At 69.4% G+C, this 15,828-nt stretch carries 17 protein-coding genes; 3 read left to right on the forward strand and 14 right to left on the reverse strand.

The genetic code is table 11. The features are described from left to right. Window positions 1–56: 56 nt before the first annotated feature. On the forward strand, window positions 57–509 hold the full coding sequence (locus AC4HOU_RS01310) for a nuclear transport factor 2 family protein (protein ID WP_490724010.1): 453 nt from the start codon (window positions 57–59) through the stop codon (window positions 507–509). Window positions 510–532: 23 nt separating this feature from the next. Next, window positions 533–1,450 carry an NAD-dependent epimerase/dehydratase family protein gene (locus tag AC4HOU_RS01315; RefSeq protein WP_195007111.1) on the forward strand — a complete coding sequence of 306 codons (918 nt, stop codon included), beginning with the start codon at window positions 533–535 and terminating at the stop codon, window positions 1,448–1,450. Between the two features lie 143 nt (window positions 1,451–1,593). Here AC4HOU_RS01315 and AC4HOU_RS01320 read toward each other — a convergent pair whose 3' ends face one another. The 8 genes from AC4HOU_RS01320 to AC4HOU_RS01355 are packed head-to-tail and all read right to left on the reverse strand — an operon-like array spanning window position 1,594 to window position 9,177. Beyond that, window positions 1,594–2,523, reverse strand: coding sequence for an ABC transporter substrate-binding protein (locus AC4HOU_RS01320; protein ID WP_490724011.1), 930 nt, complete (start codon window positions 2,521–2,523; stop codon window positions 1,594–1,596). Window positions 2,524–2,541: 18 nt separating this feature from the next. Further along, the gene (locus AC4HOU_RS01325) at window positions 2,542–3,249 is read right to left on the reverse strand and encodes a class II aldolase/adducin family protein (protein ID WP_195007110.1); all 708 of its coding nucleotides are present in this window, start codon (window positions 3,247–3,249) and stop codon (window positions 2,542–2,544) included. A gap of 12 nt (window positions 3,250–3,261) precedes the next feature. Further along, entirely contained in the window at window positions 3,262–4,431 is a 1,170-nt protein-coding gene (locus AC4HOU_RS01330) for an LLM class flavin-dependent oxidoreductase (protein ID WP_195019407.1), read from the reverse strand. Next, a complete protein-coding gene (locus AC4HOU_RS01335) occupies window positions 4,428–5,531 on the reverse strand; it encodes an LLM class flavin-dependent oxidoreductase (protein WP_490724012.1) in 1,104 nt (367 codons plus the stop codon). The genes AC4HOU_RS01330 and AC4HOU_RS01335 overlap by 4 nt, the downstream gene beginning before the upstream one ends. Further along, the gene (locus AC4HOU_RS01340; protein WP_490724013.1) at window positions 5,528–6,550 is read right to left on the reverse strand and encodes an ABC transporter substrate-binding protein; all 1,023 of its coding nucleotides are present in this window, start codon (window positions 6,548–6,550) and stop codon (window positions 5,528–5,530) included. Before AC4HOU_RS01340 ends, AC4HOU_RS01335 begins: the two co-directional genes overlap by 4 nt. Next, a complete protein-coding gene (locus AC4HOU_RS01345; protein ID WP_195019410.1) occupies window positions 6,547–7,296 on the reverse strand; it encodes an ABC transporter ATP-binding protein in 750 nt (249 codons plus the stop codon). The genes AC4HOU_RS01340 and AC4HOU_RS01345 overlap by 4 nt, the downstream gene beginning before the upstream one ends. Further along, window positions 7,293–8,141, reverse strand: coding sequence for an ABC transporter permease (locus tag AC4HOU_RS01350; protein ID WP_163813206.1), 849 nt, complete (start codon window positions 8,139–8,141; stop codon window positions 7,293–7,295). Before AC4HOU_RS01350 ends, AC4HOU_RS01345 begins: the two co-directional genes overlap by 4 nt. A gap of 1 nt (window position 8,142) precedes the next feature. Then, window positions 8,143–9,177, reverse strand: coding sequence for an NrtA/SsuA/CpmA family ABC transporter substrate-binding protein (locus AC4HOU_RS01355; RefSeq protein WP_195019411.1), 1,035 nt, complete (start codon window positions 9,175–9,177; stop codon window positions 8,143–8,145). Between the two features lie 259 nt (window positions 9,178–9,436). Here AC4HOU_RS01355 and AC4HOU_RS01360 point away from each other — a divergent pair, with 259 nt between their 5' ends. Then, window positions 9,437–10,183, forward strand: coding sequence for an IclR family transcriptional regulator (locus AC4HOU_RS01360; RefSeq protein WP_195019412.1), 747 nt, complete (start codon window positions 9,437–9,439; stop codon window positions 10,181–10,183). Between the two features lie 290 nt (window positions 10,184–10,473). On the opposite strand, the gene AC4HOU_RS01365 is transcribed toward AC4HOU_RS01360, so the two are convergent. The 6 genes from AC4HOU_RS01365 to AC4HOU_RS01390 all read right to left on the reverse strand — a co-directional run bounded on the left by AC4HOU_RS01365 (window position 10,474) and on the right by AC4HOU_RS01390 (window position 15,771). After that, window positions 10,474–10,977 carry an SRPBCC family protein gene (locus AC4HOU_RS01365; RefSeq protein ID WP_163813214.1) on the reverse strand — a complete coding sequence of 168 codons (504 nt, stop codon included), beginning with the start codon at window positions 10,975–10,977 and terminating at the stop codon, window positions 10,474–10,476. Between the two features lie 114 nt (window positions 10,978–11,091). Continuing rightward, entirely contained in the window at window positions 11,092–12,309 is a 1,218-nt protein-coding gene (locus AC4HOU_RS01370) for an RNA polymerase sigma factor (protein ID WP_195019413.1), read from the reverse strand. Continuing rightward, complete coding sequence (locus AC4HOU_RS01375) at window positions 12,306–12,641, reverse strand: YciI family protein (protein WP_163813218.1); 336 nt, start codon at window positions 12,639–12,641, stop codon at window positions 12,306–12,308. The genes AC4HOU_RS01370 and AC4HOU_RS01375 overlap by 4 nt, the downstream gene beginning before the upstream one ends. Before the next feature lie 107 nt (window positions 12,642–12,748). Then, window positions 12,749–13,903 carry an esterase-like activity of phytase family protein gene (locus tag AC4HOU_RS01380; protein ID WP_490724014.1) on the reverse strand — a complete coding sequence of 385 codons (1,155 nt, stop codon included), beginning with the start codon at window positions 13,901–13,903 and terminating at the stop codon, window positions 12,749–12,751. Between the two features lie 106 nt (window positions 13,904–14,009). Beyond that, complete coding sequence (locus AC4HOU_RS01385; RefSeq protein ID WP_228815085.1) at window positions 14,010–15,071, reverse strand: sensor histidine kinase; 1,062 nt, start codon at window positions 15,069–15,071, stop codon at window positions 14,010–14,012. 10 nt (window positions 15,072–15,081) lie between these two features. Beyond that, window positions 15,082–15,771 carry a response regulator transcription factor gene (locus AC4HOU_RS01390; RefSeq protein ID WP_490724015.1) on the reverse strand — a complete coding sequence of 230 codons (690 nt, stop codon included), beginning with the start codon at window positions 15,769–15,771 and terminating at the stop codon, window positions 15,082–15,084. Window positions 15,772–15,828: the final 57 nt, after the last annotated feature.

Raw genomic sequence — 15,828 nt, forward strand, 5'->3', positions numbered from 1 at the left:
GTGCCTCGGGTGGCTGGACGAACCGTCCCCGCGACCCGTGACCGAGGAGGCCCGCCGTGATCACCGCTGAGGACCGTGCCGAGCTGTCCGATCTCGTCCACCGGTACGCGAGTTGTGCCGACCGCAGGGAACTGGGCGAGCTCGCCCACTTGTTCACCGAAGACGCGGTGCTCGCCGTGCCGGATCCACCGCGCACCATGCGCCCGACGCATGAAGCGCGCGGCCGCGCCGCGATCATCGAGACCTGCCGCACGCTCGAACGCACCCACGCCACCCTGCATGCCATCGTGGGCAACGTTTTCGACATGGCCGCGGCACCCGACACGGCGACCGGCGACGTCGCGTGCATCGCGCACCATCTCACCGGCAAGCCCCGGCAATGCCGTCGATGTCGTGTGGCATCTGCGCTACCGAGACCGCTATCGGCGCGTCGACGGACGCTGGTTGATCGCGCGCCGGGTCCTGCACCTGGGATGGACGGAGCGGCGACCGGTTCTCGCACTGGGTGATCTCGACTCCTGAAAGGGTTTTCATGAAGATTCTGATCGTCGGCGGCACCGGCATGATCGGCGCGCACGCAGCTCTACATCTGCGCGAGCACGGCAATGAGGTCACGGTGGCGGCACGCAATCGGCTGGACAGCCGTTCCCCTGTCCACGATTTCCCCGTGCTCATCGGCGATTACACCGAGCAGACCTTCACCGCGACCCAGCTCGCGGCGTTCGACGCCATCGTTTTCGCCGCCGGCCAGGACTTCCGCCATATGGGTCGCGGAGCCGACGAATCACAGTTCTGGCAGAAGACGCAATCCGAGGGTGTCCCGCGATTCGCGGCGCTGGCCAAAGCGGCCGGCGTGCACCGTTTCGTCCAGATCGGCAGCTACTACCATCATGTGCGGCCCGACCTTGCCGACGCGCTGCCCTACGTCGCGGCCCGCCGAGCCGCCGACGAGGGCGCAAGGGCACTCGCTGATGATTCCTTCAACGTCTCGACGCTCAACCCTCCGAACATCCTCGGCGCCATCAGCGGCCGCTCCGCCAAGCGCTATCGCAAGCTGTTCTCCTGGGCGGCAGGCACCGAACCACAGATCCCTGATTTCGCACCACCCGGTGGCACGAACTACATGTCCGCTCGATCGCTCGCCCAGGCGATTCGGGGTGCGTTACAACATGCCGAACCGGGAAGGGCTTATCTGATCGGCGATGAGAACCTCACCTTCCGGGAGTACTTCCAGATGCTCGTCGACGCCGCGGGCGGTGGCCGGGTGATCGTTGAGCGCGATGACGAGCATCCACTCCTGCCCGACGGATTCATTGTCCAAGGCCGCGGGAATGTGATCAGCTACCAGCCGGACCCGACCGAGACCGAGCTGCTCGGCTACGACCGCAATGACTGTTCGCGGGCGATCGAGCAAATGTACGAAACGGTCCGGGCAGAACCGGCTGTGTGATCCCTCATCGAGCGACGCCAACGGACGTGCTCAACGAGCGGCAGCGCGCGGACAGGCCGTCGACCATCCATGCCCCTGAGCTGAGCCGGATCCGACCGATAATGGCCGGTCGGCGTTACCCCAGCCGAGCGGCGCGGTGCAGGTCAGACGGCTGTCGCCACCTCGCCGACCCACGGTAGAACCGCGTCACGCACGCGCACTGTGCGCGGCAGCAGGCCGTTGGCGGCCAGTAGGTCTGCCGCGCGCTGCTGCTCGTCCAGGAAGGCCTCGTCCACCGGGTGGACGCCGAAGGGGCGGCCGCGGAGCGCTGCCTCCCAGGCGTCGAGGTCCGCGCCGGCGCCTTTGGCGCGTGCGTCGTCGACGAAGTACTGGGCGGCCGCACGGGGATTCTCGGTGATCCACGTGTCGGATTCCTCTAGTGCGGCAAGGATTTCGGCGATCGCCACGCGGTTCGACTCGGCGAAGTCGCGGCGGGTGAACCACAGTGAGGGATGACTGAACAGCGGTTCGGTTGCCACCAGGGTGTGCAGATCGGTGGTTGCTTCCACCGCGGCAAGGCCCGGGTAAGCGCCCACCCACGCGTCGAGCGAGCCGTCGAGCAGCGCGGCGCCGCCGTCGTGGACGTCGGTGTCGACCGGGGTGATGTCCGACCAGCGCAACCCGGCCTGGTCGAGCGCGAACAGCAACAGCGTGGTCTGCCAGGAACCGTGCGCGATGCCGACTCGTTTGCCACGCAGATCCGCCGGGGTGCGGATGCCGCTGGCGGCGGTGGTGACCAGCCTGCCGTTTTCCACCCGCGGCCCGGAGATGCCGAGGTACACCAGGTCGCGGCCGTGGGCGAGGCCGGTGATGGGCGGTGTGAAGCCGGTGCCGATCACGTCGTAGCCGCCCTCGGTGAACAGCCAGTCCGAATGCAGGGTCGGCAGGCCGGATCGTGGGTCGACGCGCTGGCCTGCGGGCAGGTCACGCAGATCGACCCATTCCACGTCGGGCAGGCGGCGCTCGAGGATGCCGCGGTGACGCAGGACGAACAGGGAGTTGTTGTGCGGGAAGTAGCCGATGCGAATGGTCATGGGAGTGCTCCTGTGGGCTCAGAGGAGGCCGCGGCGGCGGGCCTCGTCGGCCAGGCCGGTGCGGCCCCACTGCACGGCGAGGTTGGAGGGGTCGAATTCGACCGAGCCGCCGAGGGTTTCGGCGATGGCTTGATACTGTGCGCCTTCTTCCAGCAGGACGACGAACTTCGCCAGCTCGAGCAGGCCGGCCCGGCCGATGACGTTGGCGCCGCCGTTGGCCTCGAAGATGGCGACGAGGTCGGGGTCCTCGGCCAGCCGTCGCAGGATGAACTCCCCCGCGCCGATGCTGCGATCGATATGCGGCGGGATTTCCCGGGAGAGCGTGAGCCGCTGGGCGGCGGCGTAGCGGATCGGCAGCGTTCGGTGGGTCTGGGCCCAGCCGCCAAGCCAAGGGCTGTGCACGTGGACGATCGAGGTGATCTCCGGGTGACGGCGGAACACCTCGGCGTAGCCGGTGACGAAACCGGCCGGGCCGGCGCCGTCGAGCACCGTGCCGTCGAAGGCGGCCACGATCGGGCGCACGGTCTGGTCCTCGGCCCAGGGGCCCGGGGCGTTGAGTGCGATGGCGATCTCCTCGCCTGGTACCCGTTCGACGAAGTTGACGGTGCCGTTGCCGGTGACGGTGCCGGTGTCGCGGAACACCCGCAGTGCCCGCTCGGCGTCGCGGGTTGCGGCGGCGGCGAATTCGGCGACGGCGGCAGGTAGCCGGGTCTCGGTGGTGGTCACGGTGTTCTCCTCTTATCGGACTGTGGTGAGCGCGGTGGATTGGGCTCGGGCGGTGAGCCGGGAGCGACCGAGCAGCGGCAGCACCTCTTCGCCGACGCGGTAGGCCTCCTCGAGATGCGGGTTACCCGCGAGGATGAACGCGTCGACGCCGAGCGCGATGAGGTGGTCGAGCCGTTCGGCGACCTGTTCGTAGCTGCCGACCAGCCCGAAGGCCGGTCCGCCGCGGATCAGGCTGAACCCGCACCACACATTCGGCGACACCTCGAGATCGCGGTAGCCGGTGATGGTCTCGGGCACCCAGCCCTTGATGCGGGCCGCACCGACCGAGTCGCCGCGGGCCGCGCGTTCGGCGGCGCCGCGGTCGACGAAGGCCCAGCCTTGTTCGATCTCGGCCCAGGCGGCTTCCTCGGTGTGCCTGGCGACGATGTCGATGCGGACCGCGAATTTCGGTGTCCTGCCCAGATTTTCGGCATGCGCGCGCACGCCGTCGAATTTCGCGCGCAGATCGTCGAACGGTTCCAGCCAGGACAGGTAGTAGTCGGCGTGCCGCCCGGCGGCGGCGACGGCGGCGCCGGAAGAGCCGGAGAAGTACACCTCGGGGAACGGTTGCCCGGCCAGGCCGGGCGGCAGCGCGGCGCCGTGGGTGGTGAAGAACCGGCCGTCATGGTCGTAGGGCTCGCCGTCCCAGACTCCGCGCAGCACGTCGAGGAATTCGCTGGTGCGCCCGTAGCGATCGTCGTGGGCGACCTTATCGCCCCACCACAGCTGCGCCGGTCCCCCGCCGCCGCTGATGATGTTGTAGACCAGCCGGCCACCGGTGGCCCGCTGCAGACTCGCCGACATCCGCGCCGCCTGCACCGGATGCAGAAACCCGGGTTGGAAGGCGACCATGAAGCGGTAGGTGGTGGTTTCGCGGGCCAGCGCCGCCGAGACCGCCCATGGATCGTCGGTCACCGGGAAGGACGGCAGCAGCCCACCGAGAAAGCCCGCCGATTCGGAGGCGCGTGCGACGGCGGCCATATGGTCGATGTAGCCGTAGTCGTCCAGCCTGCCCCCTCGAATCGCCGGGGCGATATTGCCGGGGCGATAACCGTTGGCGTGGCCGCGGTTGTAGCGGCGCGGGGTGCGCAGGGAGGCGTGGTCGCCCTCCATCCCGATGCGCCAGTAGATGTCGATGGTCACGCCGGAACCTCCTCGGCGGCGGTGAGCGTGCGCCCGGCCGGATCGGCCAGGTGCAGCAGGTGCTCGCCCGCGCGATGTACTTCTTCGATGTGCGGATGGCCGCTGAGCACGACCGTGTCGATGCCCGCCGCCGTGTACTCGCGCAACCGCGCGGCCACCTGCTCATAGCTACCGACCAGGCCGATCGGCTGCGGGTAGCCGAGATCGGTGAAGCCGGCCCAGCGCCCGTCGCCGAGATCGAGCGTGTGCGCCGCACCGGCGTCGTGCCCCAGCTCGTGCCACTGTCTGCGGACTCGTGCCCACGCTTCCTGCTCGGTCTGCCTGGCCACCACCGGTACCTCCACCGCTGCCCGGACCGTGCGGCCCGCCGCGGCGGCGCGCTCGCGCAGGGCGCCGACCGCCGCGGTGGCACCTTCCGGAGATTCGGTGAACACGTGCACGTCACCGTGACGAGCCGAGAGATCCAGTGCCGCAGCCGAATCGCCGGTCAGGTGGACCAGCGGGAACGGCAGGCCGGACAGGATGCCGCGGAAGCCGCCGTCGACCACGTCGTAGAAGCGGCCCTCGAAGGCGAAGCCCGTCCCCTCGAAGCCGGCGCCCGGCACCGGGTCGGCGTTCCACACACCACGGGCCACGGTCAGGAACTCGGCCGCGCGGGCATAGCGGTCGGCCCCGGCCACGGTGTCGCCGCGGGCGGCCGCCGCGTCGTCGTCGGTGTCGACGACCAGCCGCCAGGCGAGTCTGCCGCGCGAGATCCGTTGCAGGGTGGCCGACATCTTCGCGGCGTATACCGGTGTGCCGAAGGCGGGGTCGAATTCGACCACCACGGTGGCGTGACGGGTGCCGCGCAGCGCACCGCCGGCGACGATCCAGGACTCCTCGCCGAACGGGTCGTAGGGTGCGAGCACACCGTCGAGGCCTGCGAGTTCGGCGGCGTCGATGATCTGGGCCAGATCATCGAAGGGTCCGTAGCGGCCGGGGCACGGATCGGTGGCGGGACTCGGCGGCCGCTGCGCGCCGAAACCGCCTCGGTGCCGTAGCTCGGGCCGGGCGCGCCTGCCGTCGCCGCGAGTAGGCAGGCGCCAGAGGAATTCGGTCATGCCGCCGCCTTCTCGGCCTCGACGAGCTCGCGCGCCCGTGCCAGTGGTTCGGCCGCCACCCAGGAATCCAGATCGAAGTCCTCGGCCAGGAATCCGTGGGAGTAGAGGAACTGCTTCTGCACCCCGAGGAGTTCGAGCCGGTCCTGCGACAACGAGGGGTGCAGGCCATGCCGGAGCCCGGCGCCATAGGCGGCGAGTACGCCCTCGGGCCCGGCGAAGGTCTCCCGTTGGAGTACGTCGCGGACACGGTCGGGGTTGTCGGCGGCCCAGTCCGCCGCGCGCAGGCTCTGCGCAAGGAATCCGACGACGACCTCGGGCCGGCGGTCGAGCAGCTCGGCGTGCACCGTGATCGGGCGCGGTGTGCCGTTGTTGACGCGCAACCGGGTGTCGGTGGTGGCGTCCAGATCCACCGCTACCCGCAGCCCGTGTTCGGCGGCCACGTCCTTGGCGCGCGCACCCTTCACGTAGATCGCGTCGACCCGGCCGTCGAGCAGCTCGGCCACTCCCCAGGTGGTGGACCGGTCGCGCGCAATGCCGTTGCGCACCTGGGGATCCCGATCGACGGCGAGCTCGACCACGGTCACATCGGCCAAGGTGTGCCCGCTCAGCCGCAGGGCGTTGGCGAAGCCGTGCAGCGCCATCGCCCGTGGGAAACTCCGCGCCTGGTCGGCGGCCCACGCGGGGACACCGATCCGGATGCCGGGCAGGTCGGCGGGGCCCGCGACCGCCGAGTCGGGGCCGACCAGGATGGCCTGCGCCTCGTCGATCCAGGTGAGCCCGACCAGTCGGGTGGGTGAACCCTGCGCGCGGGCAGCCAATGCGGGCACATTGCCACCCTCGCGGATCAGGCTCGGCAGCTCGTGCAGAAAGTGGTGGCCGGCCAGTTCCGGCCCGGCGTCCTGCAATACGCCGAAGTCGAGGCCCGCGGCCGACGCGGTCTCGCCGAGCCAGCCGAGACTGTGCGCCAGACCGCTGGCGGTGGGGACCTGGCAGCGGGTGTACCAGAGAGTGTCGGTCATGGGGCGCTCCTGAGGAGAGGGCGGTCGGGGTCGCCGACGCCGAGATGGGCGAGGAAATCGGTGTGGTAGCGCAGGATGGCGGGGTCGGTGCGCTGCCGCGGGCGCGGCAGGCCGATGCTGGTGTCGACGGCGAAGCGGCCGCGATCGAGCACGATCACCCGGTCGGCCAGCCGCACCGCCTCGTCGACATCGTGGGTGACCATCAGCACGGCGGGCCGGTGCCGGGCGACCAGGTCGCCGACCAGGTCCTGCATCCGCAGCCGGGTCAGCGCGTCGAGGGCGGCGAACGGCTCGTCGAGCAGCAGTAGTTCGGGATCGCGGACCAGCGCTCGGGCCAGCGCAGCGCGCTGGGCTTCACCGCCGGACAGGGTGGCGGGCCACTGGTTCGCCTTGCCGTCCAGCTGGACCTCGGCCAGCGCGGCCAGCCCCGCCTCGCGGGTGATCCGGTTGCGGCGCAACCCGACCAGCACGTTGGCCAGCACCCGCTTGGACGGGATGAGCCGCGGCTCCTGGTAGACCGTGGTCCGCCGGCCCGGCACGAGTATCTCGCCCGCGTCAGGGGTCTCGAGCCCGGTCAGCAATCGCAGCAGTGTGGTCTTTCCGGTGCCGCTGGGTCCGAGCAGCACCACGAACTCGCCGCGCCGGATGGTCAGGTCGATCCCGTCCAGCACGGTCTTGTCGCCGAAGGACTTCCGCAGCCCGGTGAGTGACACCGCGACGGGCTGGTTGCCCAGGTCCTCGCTCATCGGATCGCCACCTGCTTGCGCCACGGCATGGCGAACCGCTCGAGCAGCCGGACCAGGCCGTCGAAGACCAGACCCAGCAGCGCGTAGAGCACCACGCACAGCACCATGTAGTCGGTGCGGTTGTACTCCTGAGCGAGGGTGACCAGATAGCCGACGCCCTCGCGGGTACCCACCTGCTCGGCGGCGATCAAACCGGTGATGCTGATGGACAAGCAGACTCGCAGGGCCATGAGCACACCGGGCAACGCGGACGGCAGCACCACTTCGCGCACCAGCCGCGGACCGGAGAGCCCGAAGCCGCGGGCGGCCTCGACCATCTTCCGGTCGACGTTGCGCACACCGAGGTAGGTATAGGCATACATCGGCGCCACGGTCGCCACCGCGATGAGCAGGATCTTGTACAGCTCGTCGATGCCGAACCAGGCGATGAACAGCGGCACCAGTGCCAGGAACGGCACGGCCCGCAATATCTGCATGGTGGAGTCGACCAGTTCCTCGCCCAGCGCGGACAACCCCGACACCAGCCCGAGCAGCAGCCCGGCCGAGACGCCGATCCCGACGCCGAGCGCGGCCCGCACGAACGAGGCGGTGGCGAAATCGATCAGCTGGCCGTTGCCGAGCAGTTCGGTGAACGCCGTCCACACCGCGGGCGGTCCGGCGATGACCCGCTCGGAGATCGCGCCCGTGGCCGAGCCGATCCACCAGGCGGCGACGAACACCGCGGGCAACAGGAAGCGCAGCGGCACCGACACCCACGCGGGCCTGGGCTTGGCGGTGCGGGCACGCGGCGCGGTCAGCGGGGTCGCCTGCGCCGCTGTGGGCAGTGGTGGGGTGAGCACGGCCATGTCAGTTCCCCGCTCGCACGGCCGCCAGCTGATCCCGGTTCAACTTGGAACGCAGATCGTAGAAGATATCCGCCGCGGTGATCGTGCGGCTGATCACGCCGTTGGCGGCGAAAACCTCCACAACGTCGGCGAGCGCGTCGGCGTCGTCCTGATCGGGCAGATGTGGCACGGTGGCCTCGGCGCCGACCCGGAGCGCGTCGGCCAGCCGTTGGCCCGACAACGCACGCGGTCCGGTCTGCTCGAAGACGTTCTCGAACTCCGCAGGGTTGGCCCGCTGCCGTTCGCTGAGCTGCTGTAGCACCTCGAGGTACTTGGCGGCGATGTCGGGGCGCTCGTCGAGCACCTCCGTCCGGAACACCACTACCGTGTTGTCGCGGGACCCGATCCTGGCCTCGGTGGCGATCTCCACCCCGCCGTTGGCCTTGGCTTCCTGATAGGGCACCAGGAACGACGCCCAGGCATCCACCTTGCCGGTCGCGAAGGCGGAGGCGGCCTCCTTCTGCTGCAACGGAACCCGGGTCACCTGATCGGCGGGCACGCCCGCTTGTGCCAGAGCCCGCAGCAGGATGTACTCCCCCTTACCCGCCGGGTTCACCGCGACGCGTTTGCCGACCAGATCCCGCACCGTGCGGATGCCCGATTCCGGGGTGGCGATGATGCCGCTCTGGTCCTTGCCCGCGGGGTCCTGCGCGGCGATGATGCGCACCCCGACATCCTTGGACAGTGCGCCGACCACCGGGCTGAACGCGGCGCCGGAGACATCCAGTTCGCCGGTGTTGAACAGTTTGAGGTTGGAGCTGAAACCCGGTGTCGTGCCGACCCATTCGATCCGCGCGCCGAGCGGGGCGAGTGCCTGGTCGAAAAGACCGTCGCGCTTGCCGACGGCGAGTGGACCGGAGTTGCCGGGGTCGGTCACCTTCAGGACAAAGGTGCCGGGATCGGATGCCGGACCGGACTCGGAGCCACAGGCGGCGACGAGTGCGACGACGGGGGCGATCGCGAATGCGATACGCAAGAAGGCGCGCCTGCGGGACATCGTGGGTGACTCCTGTTCGGGGACGTGATCGAGCGAATGCCCTCGAGAGTAGGGAGACCACCCCCCGGCCGACAGGTAATCCTTGCCGGAGATCGGAAAGGTTGACAATCGCTGACGGGCGTGCGTAGCCCGGAATAGCCCGATTACCCCCAGATTCACCGACCCGGTACCTATCAGCGGGCGTAAAGACGCACCACTTCTTTCCATATAGCGGAAAGGTGGACTGCTGCTGACCAGCCGGCCGTGTTACCGTCGGTCCGTGGAACCCTCCGGTGTGCAGACCGTCACCCGTGCGCTGTCGGTCCTGGACTGCTTCCGCGGCGGCGAGACCCGCGGCGTCTCCGAAGTCGCTCGCGCCCAAGGAATTCCGGTCAGCACGACCCATCGCCTGCTCACCGCGCTCGTGCACGCGGGGTTCCTCGAGAAGGACCCCGTCTCGAGCCGCTATCGCATCGGCCGGGCGCTGGCCGAGTACGGGCAGATCGCCTACCGGCAACACCGCATATATCTGGCCGAACCGCTGCTCGAACAACTCGCCGCCACCACCGGCGCCAGTGCCTCCATCGCCACCCGCCACGGCATCCACGCCGTGTTGCTCGGCACCAGCCGATGGCGTGAATCCGAAGGACACCGGCTACAGGGTCTGCGCCTGCCGCTGCACGCGAGCGCCCTGGGCAAAGCGCTGCTGGCCTGGTCCGCCGACGAGAACGAGGACCTGAGCGCCCTCCCCTACGAGCAGGGCACCGAGCGCTCGGTGAGCGGGCCCGCCGAACTGCGCGCCGAACTGGAGCTGACCCGCACCCGCGGCTACGCCTACAACGACGAAGAACTCGATCCCGGGTTCCGCACCATCGGCCTGCCCATTCCGGATCCGAACGGCGGCTGCCGCTTCGCGCTCGGCCTGCGCGGAGCCACCAGCCTCATGATTCCCGAGCGGGTCCCCTTCTTCGTCGAGCTCGCCAAGGTCACCGCCCGCGATATCGCGAGTGAATTCAACACGCCATGACCGCCGGTCATGACCCGGCCGATTTGCCAGGTGGCACACCGGCCGGCCGAGGTCCGGCCTTGCCGGGGGCGCCGACAAACCGAGCGATCGCGTCGAGACCCGGCTCGTTTGCAAAATGCCGAGGCGCTGTGCCCGGCCGGGCATCGGCTGGGTGATCGCGGGTCGGGTGTGGCCCGTGGTCGATCTCTGGTTCCCGCAGACGGACAACCGTCCAGGTACGGCGCGGCTATGACGCGAACCAGCGGCGGTCTCGTGGGGTGAGCGATGACCGCCGTGGTCCGGTGTCCTCGTCAGCTCTCAGCGAGTCGGTATCGGCGGATGGGGTCGCCTGCGCCGGTGGTGAGCAGTTGCGGCAGGCTCTTGGTGATGTAGAAGGTCCAGCCGCGCGAGCAGGCATCGAAGCATTCGGATTCCGCTGCGGTGAGGCCCTGATGGGTGAAATGCAGCGTCGTGCCGTCGGTGGTTGCCGCGATGTCGAAGATGACCTTGGTGTCGGTCCACTCCTCGTGGTCGTCGATGAAGTTGAGGTATGCGTCCACGACGTGCCAGACCATCCGGCGGCCGGGGACGGCCTCGGTGACCTGGAAGCGGGCGAATCGGATGCCTCCCCCGGCTGTGGCGGTCTCACCGGCGTACTCGGCGTCGTCGGTGAAGATGAATTCGTCGCCGACGGCGGCGCTGTCGCCGATGAGGTTCTCGTTCCACCAGCCGCGGACGTCGGTGATGGCATCGAAGAGCTCGGCCGGCGTCCGGTCGACGGTCACGGTGGCGGTCAGGTGCTCGGTGTTCGACATTGTTCTTGCCTCTCTGTTCGGTGGGTTCGCCCCACCGACGAACGAGGCGGCCGGCGATCGACATCGGCCGGGAAGAATTTTCGGCACGATCGACCGCGACGACCTTCGCCCTGGTCAGAGTTCGGAAATTCGCCGCGTCAGATAGTTGCGTTCGGCCTCGGTCGGCGCCAGGCGCAGCGCGTCGTGGTAGGACCTGAGCGCCTCGGCGCGGCGGCCGTCTCTGCGGAGCAGGTCGGCCCGGGTCGCGGGCAGCAGATAGTAGCCATCGAGCTCGCCCGACTCCGCGAGCCGATCGACCAGGCCGAGCCCGGCGCCGATCCCTTCGGCCATGGCGACCGCCACGGCGCGGTTGAGCTCGACCACCGGAGACGGCGCCAGCCGGGCGAGCTCGGCATAGAGGGCAGCGATCTGTGGCCAATCGGTAGCCGCCGCGTCGGGAGCGGTGGCGTGGCAGGCGGCGATCGCGGCCTGCACTTGATACGGACCTGGACGCCGCATCGTCAGCGCTGCCTCGAGCGTCGCGACTCCTTCGGCGATCAGCGCGCCATCCCAGCGGGACCGGTCCTGGTCTTCCAGCGTGACCAGCACGCCGTCGTCGGTGCGCCGCGCGCGCCTGGCCTCGAGCAGCAACATCAAGGCCAACAGCCCGCGCGCCTCGGGTTCCGCTGGCATCAGGCGAGCGAGTACCCGGCCGAGGTGGATCCCTTCGGCCGCCAGCGCCCGGCGCCCGTCGGCTTCGTCGTACCCGGCATTGAAGATCAGATAGAGCACCGCGAGGACGGCAGGCAGCCGGTGCGGCAGGAGCTCGGCCGGCGGCACCCGGTACGGGATGCCGGCCTCGGCGATCTTGCGCTTGGCGCGCACCAGGCGCTGCGCCATCGCCGGTTCGGTGGTGAGCAGCGCCTTGGCGATCTCGTCGGTGCTCAGTCCCGCCAACGTACGTAGCGTGAGGGCCACCCGGGCGGGGAACGGCAGCGCCGGGTGGCAGCAGGTGAAGATCAGCCGCAGCCGCTCGTCCGGGATCTCCTCAGACCACGGCTCGATCGGATCACGCGCCAGCACCGCGAGCTGCCGCAGCTTCGCCGCGCCGGCGGTCTCCCGCCGCAACCGATCGGTCGCCCGGTGCCGCGCCGTTGTCGTGAGCCACGCACCCGGACGAGCGGGAATGCCGTCGCGGGCCCACGTCGCCAGTGCGGCGGCGAACGCGTCCTGCGCGCAGTCCTCGGCCAGATCCCAGTCTCCGGTCAACCCGATCATCGTGGCGACCACCTGGCCCCACTCGTTCCGGTATGCCGCCGCGACGGCGGCACGAACCGCCTCGGGCGCGGTCATTCCCACACGGGGCGGACCTCGATACAACCCCAGCTCGCGTAGGGATGCTTGGCCGCGAGGGCGAGCGCCTCGTCCAGATCCGCACACTCGATGATGTCGATACCGCCGATGAAGTCCTTCGTCTCCGCGAACGGGCCATCGGAGATCAGTGTCTCCCCATTGCGAACCCGGACCGTCGTCGCGTCCCGCGCCGGACGCAATCGCGCACCGCCGCGCCTGGCGCCCCGCCGATCCAGCTCCGCCGAGTACGCCTGGTGCGCCGGATCCGCCGCGATCTCCGCCATCGACGGCGACACCGACTCGTCGTCACAGATCAGCAGCACGTACTTCATAGGCCCACTATGCCGGACCACGTCGCCCGCCACCATGCCGACCGTAACGCCCCGCGGCATGTCCGAGCCGCCGGCTCGGCACGGATTCGCGGGCCTCGCCGGCCGGGTCAGCGCACGGCGAGGGCGATGAACTGCGTGGGTGTGTCGGCGCCCGGGGTGGCGCCGAAGTTGTCGTCGGCGACCAGGATCAGCGTGCGCTCACCGGAGGGCAGTTTCGGGCCCCAGGTCATGCCTTCCACGATGCCGAGGCGGGCGAGGCCGAGCGTGCCGAGATCGGCTACGAGCTTCTTGCGGGCCGGCCGAAGATCCGATCCGGCTGTGAGCGAGTCGATCTGAGCGGTATCGGTCGCGCCGCGCAGATCGGCCTCGAATATCCGGATCGTGACGCCCGCCGCGCTGACTCCGCGTTCCAGTACGAGATAGCGGTGCGGGTCCTCGCTGCCCGAGGTCAGGATCGCGGACACACTGTTGATCCCCGGGCCGGGCCCGGCCATCGGCTCCACGGGATAGGCGACTTGCTGACGGACTCCTCCCTGCCGGTCCTGCACGGTCAGTCGCACCAGCGCGCCGTGATCGGGTGTGGCCTCCGGACCGTCCTGGGCCAGCGGACCCTCGAGGATGCTCGCGATGCGGCTGCCGCCGGCACTGAAGGTGAAGCCTTCGATGCCCTGGTTGGCGCGCGGGCCCTTGCCGTTGTCGTCGATGTGGTAGTTCGCGGGCAGTTCGAGTTCGCCGTCAGCGGCGCCGTCCGGTGTCGCTCGCCGGATCGAGGGATCGGTGAGCAGACGCGGTGGATTACGGTCGCCCTCCTGACTCCACCACACGTGCGCGCCGTGTGGGTCGATCCGGATGTCTTCCGGATCGACCGGAGCGAGCCGATCGCACACCGCACGCGATTCGGTACACGGTTGCGCAGCCCATTCGGCAGCCGACGGATAGGTGCGGCCGTCGGCACGCCGCAGGCTGTGCTGCCCGGTGAGCCGGATCGGTCCGAGCCCGGCTTCGGTCACCTCGATCTCGGCGGTGTAGAACCGGGCCGGATCGATCGCGGACCGATCATCCGACAGCAGTACGAACGAGCCGGTCTTCGGATCCCGGTCGATACCGGAGAGCCCGCCGACCGTCGTGCCCGCATACTCGAGCCCCGTGGGTAGCAGCTGCTCGCCGAGCAGCCGCACTCCGTCGGCGGCCGTCGCGTGTGCCGGGTACACCAAGGTCAGTAGTGCCGCTACCGCCGTCGCGGTCAAGGATCTGGCAATCATGGGTGGCATCGAAACCCGGTTCCGGTCGCGCGCCGACCCTTCCTCCCATCTGCCGGGAGGATGTTGTCCGGGTGTCGCTCAGCGCTGAGCGCGATGGGCAACAGCCCTAGGACGGCTGGGATAGTCGCACCGTCACCTGGAGTCCACCGGCGGTGCGCGGGGTGAGCGTGAGTGCCCCGCCGTGTGCGCGAACGATGCTGTCGACGATGGCGAGGCCGAGGCCGACGCCCGCGTGGTGGGTGCGGATGCGCTCGGTGCCACGCTGGAACGGCTCGACGAGGGTGGCGACCACCTGCGGGGTGAGCATCTCGCCGGTGTTCTCGACGGTGAGCAGCACACCTGCGGAGTGGGCGCCGGTCGTGATCCAGACCGTGCCGCCCTCGGGCAGATTGTGGACGATCGCGTTGTGCACGAGGTTGGTCGTCAACTGCTGCAGGAGAGCGGACGAGCCGATGGTCGGCGCCATCTCGCCGGCGGTCTCGAGGACGACGCCGTGGCGCTCGGCCAGCGGGAGAAGCGTTTCCACGGCTTCTTCGGCGAGCAGGGACAGGTCCACCGGCTCCCGGGTGAACGATCGTCGGTCGGCCCGGCTGAGCACGAGCAACGCTTCGGTGAGGTCGATCGCCCTGGCGTTCACCGCGTGGAGGCGGTCGACGAGTTCACCCAGGTCGGCGTCGCGATCGGTGCGGGCGACGTCCAGCAGGGTCTGCGTGATCGCCAGCGGTGTGCGCAGTTCATGGGAGGCGTTCGCCGCGAATCTCTGCTGCTCGACGACATGCGCTTCCAGACGCGCGAGCATGGTGTCGAAGGCGTCGGCGAGTTCGCGGAACTCGTCGCGGCGGCCCGGCAATCGGATGCGGTGGGAAAGTGAGCCATGCGCGGCCAGCCGAGTGGCGGCCGCGATGGGCGTCAGCGGGGCGAGCATGCGACCCGCGAGCAGCCACCCACCCAGCAGACCGAAAACGAGAAGGAAGGCCAGCACAAGGCCCATGAACGGAGCGAAGGCCCGCAGGAGCAGCGAGCGGTCGATCCAGAAATTGCCACTGGCGTTGATCCAGCCGGCGGGTAGGAGGTACAGGTAGAACACCAGCACAGCTGCCAGCAGGAGGACACCGGCGAGCATGAGGAAGCCCGCGTAGCTGAGCGTGAGCTTGAGGCGGGTGCTCAATCCAGGAGCTCTATCCACCGGTGTCGCCCTCATGGTTCGATGGCGCGTCGATGCGATACCCGGCGCCGGCGACGGTCGCGATGATCCAGGGTTCGCCGAGACGTTTCCGCAGCGCCGACACGGTGATCCGCACGGCGTTGGTGAACGGGTCGGCGTTCTCGTCCCAGGCCCGTTCCAGCAGCTCTTCGGCGCTGACCACACCACCCTCGGCGGCGACGAGCACCTCGAGCACCGCGAACTGCTTGCGGGTCAGCGCCACGTAGCGGCCGTCGCGGTAGACCTCGCGCCGGAACGGATCCAGCCGCAACCCCGCGATCTCGCGCACCGGCGGCCGGTTGTGTGCTCGCCTGCGGTCGAGGGCTCGCAGGCGGAGCACGAGCTCGCGCAGGTCGAACGGCTTGGTGAGGTAATCATCGGCGCCGAGGCCGAACCCGCTCGCCTTGTCGTCGAGCCGGTCGGCGGCGGTGAGCATCAGGATGGGAAGACCGCTGCCGGAGGCGACGATGCGCCGCGCGACCTCGTCGCCGGAGGGCCCGGGAATGTCACGGTCGAGAACGGCGATGTCGTAGGCGTTGACGCTGAGCAACTCCAGAGCCGTCCCGCCGTCACCGGCGATATCGGCGGCGATCGCTTCCAAGCGCAGCCCATCGCGGATGGCTTCGGCCAGATAGGGTTCGTCCTCGACGATCAGTACACGCATAGGCCCTCGATCTTCTCAGTCCGGGCATATCGTCGGCGTATCCGAAATCGCATACGT

Source organism: Nocardia sp. JCM 38205, assembly GCF_058222935.1.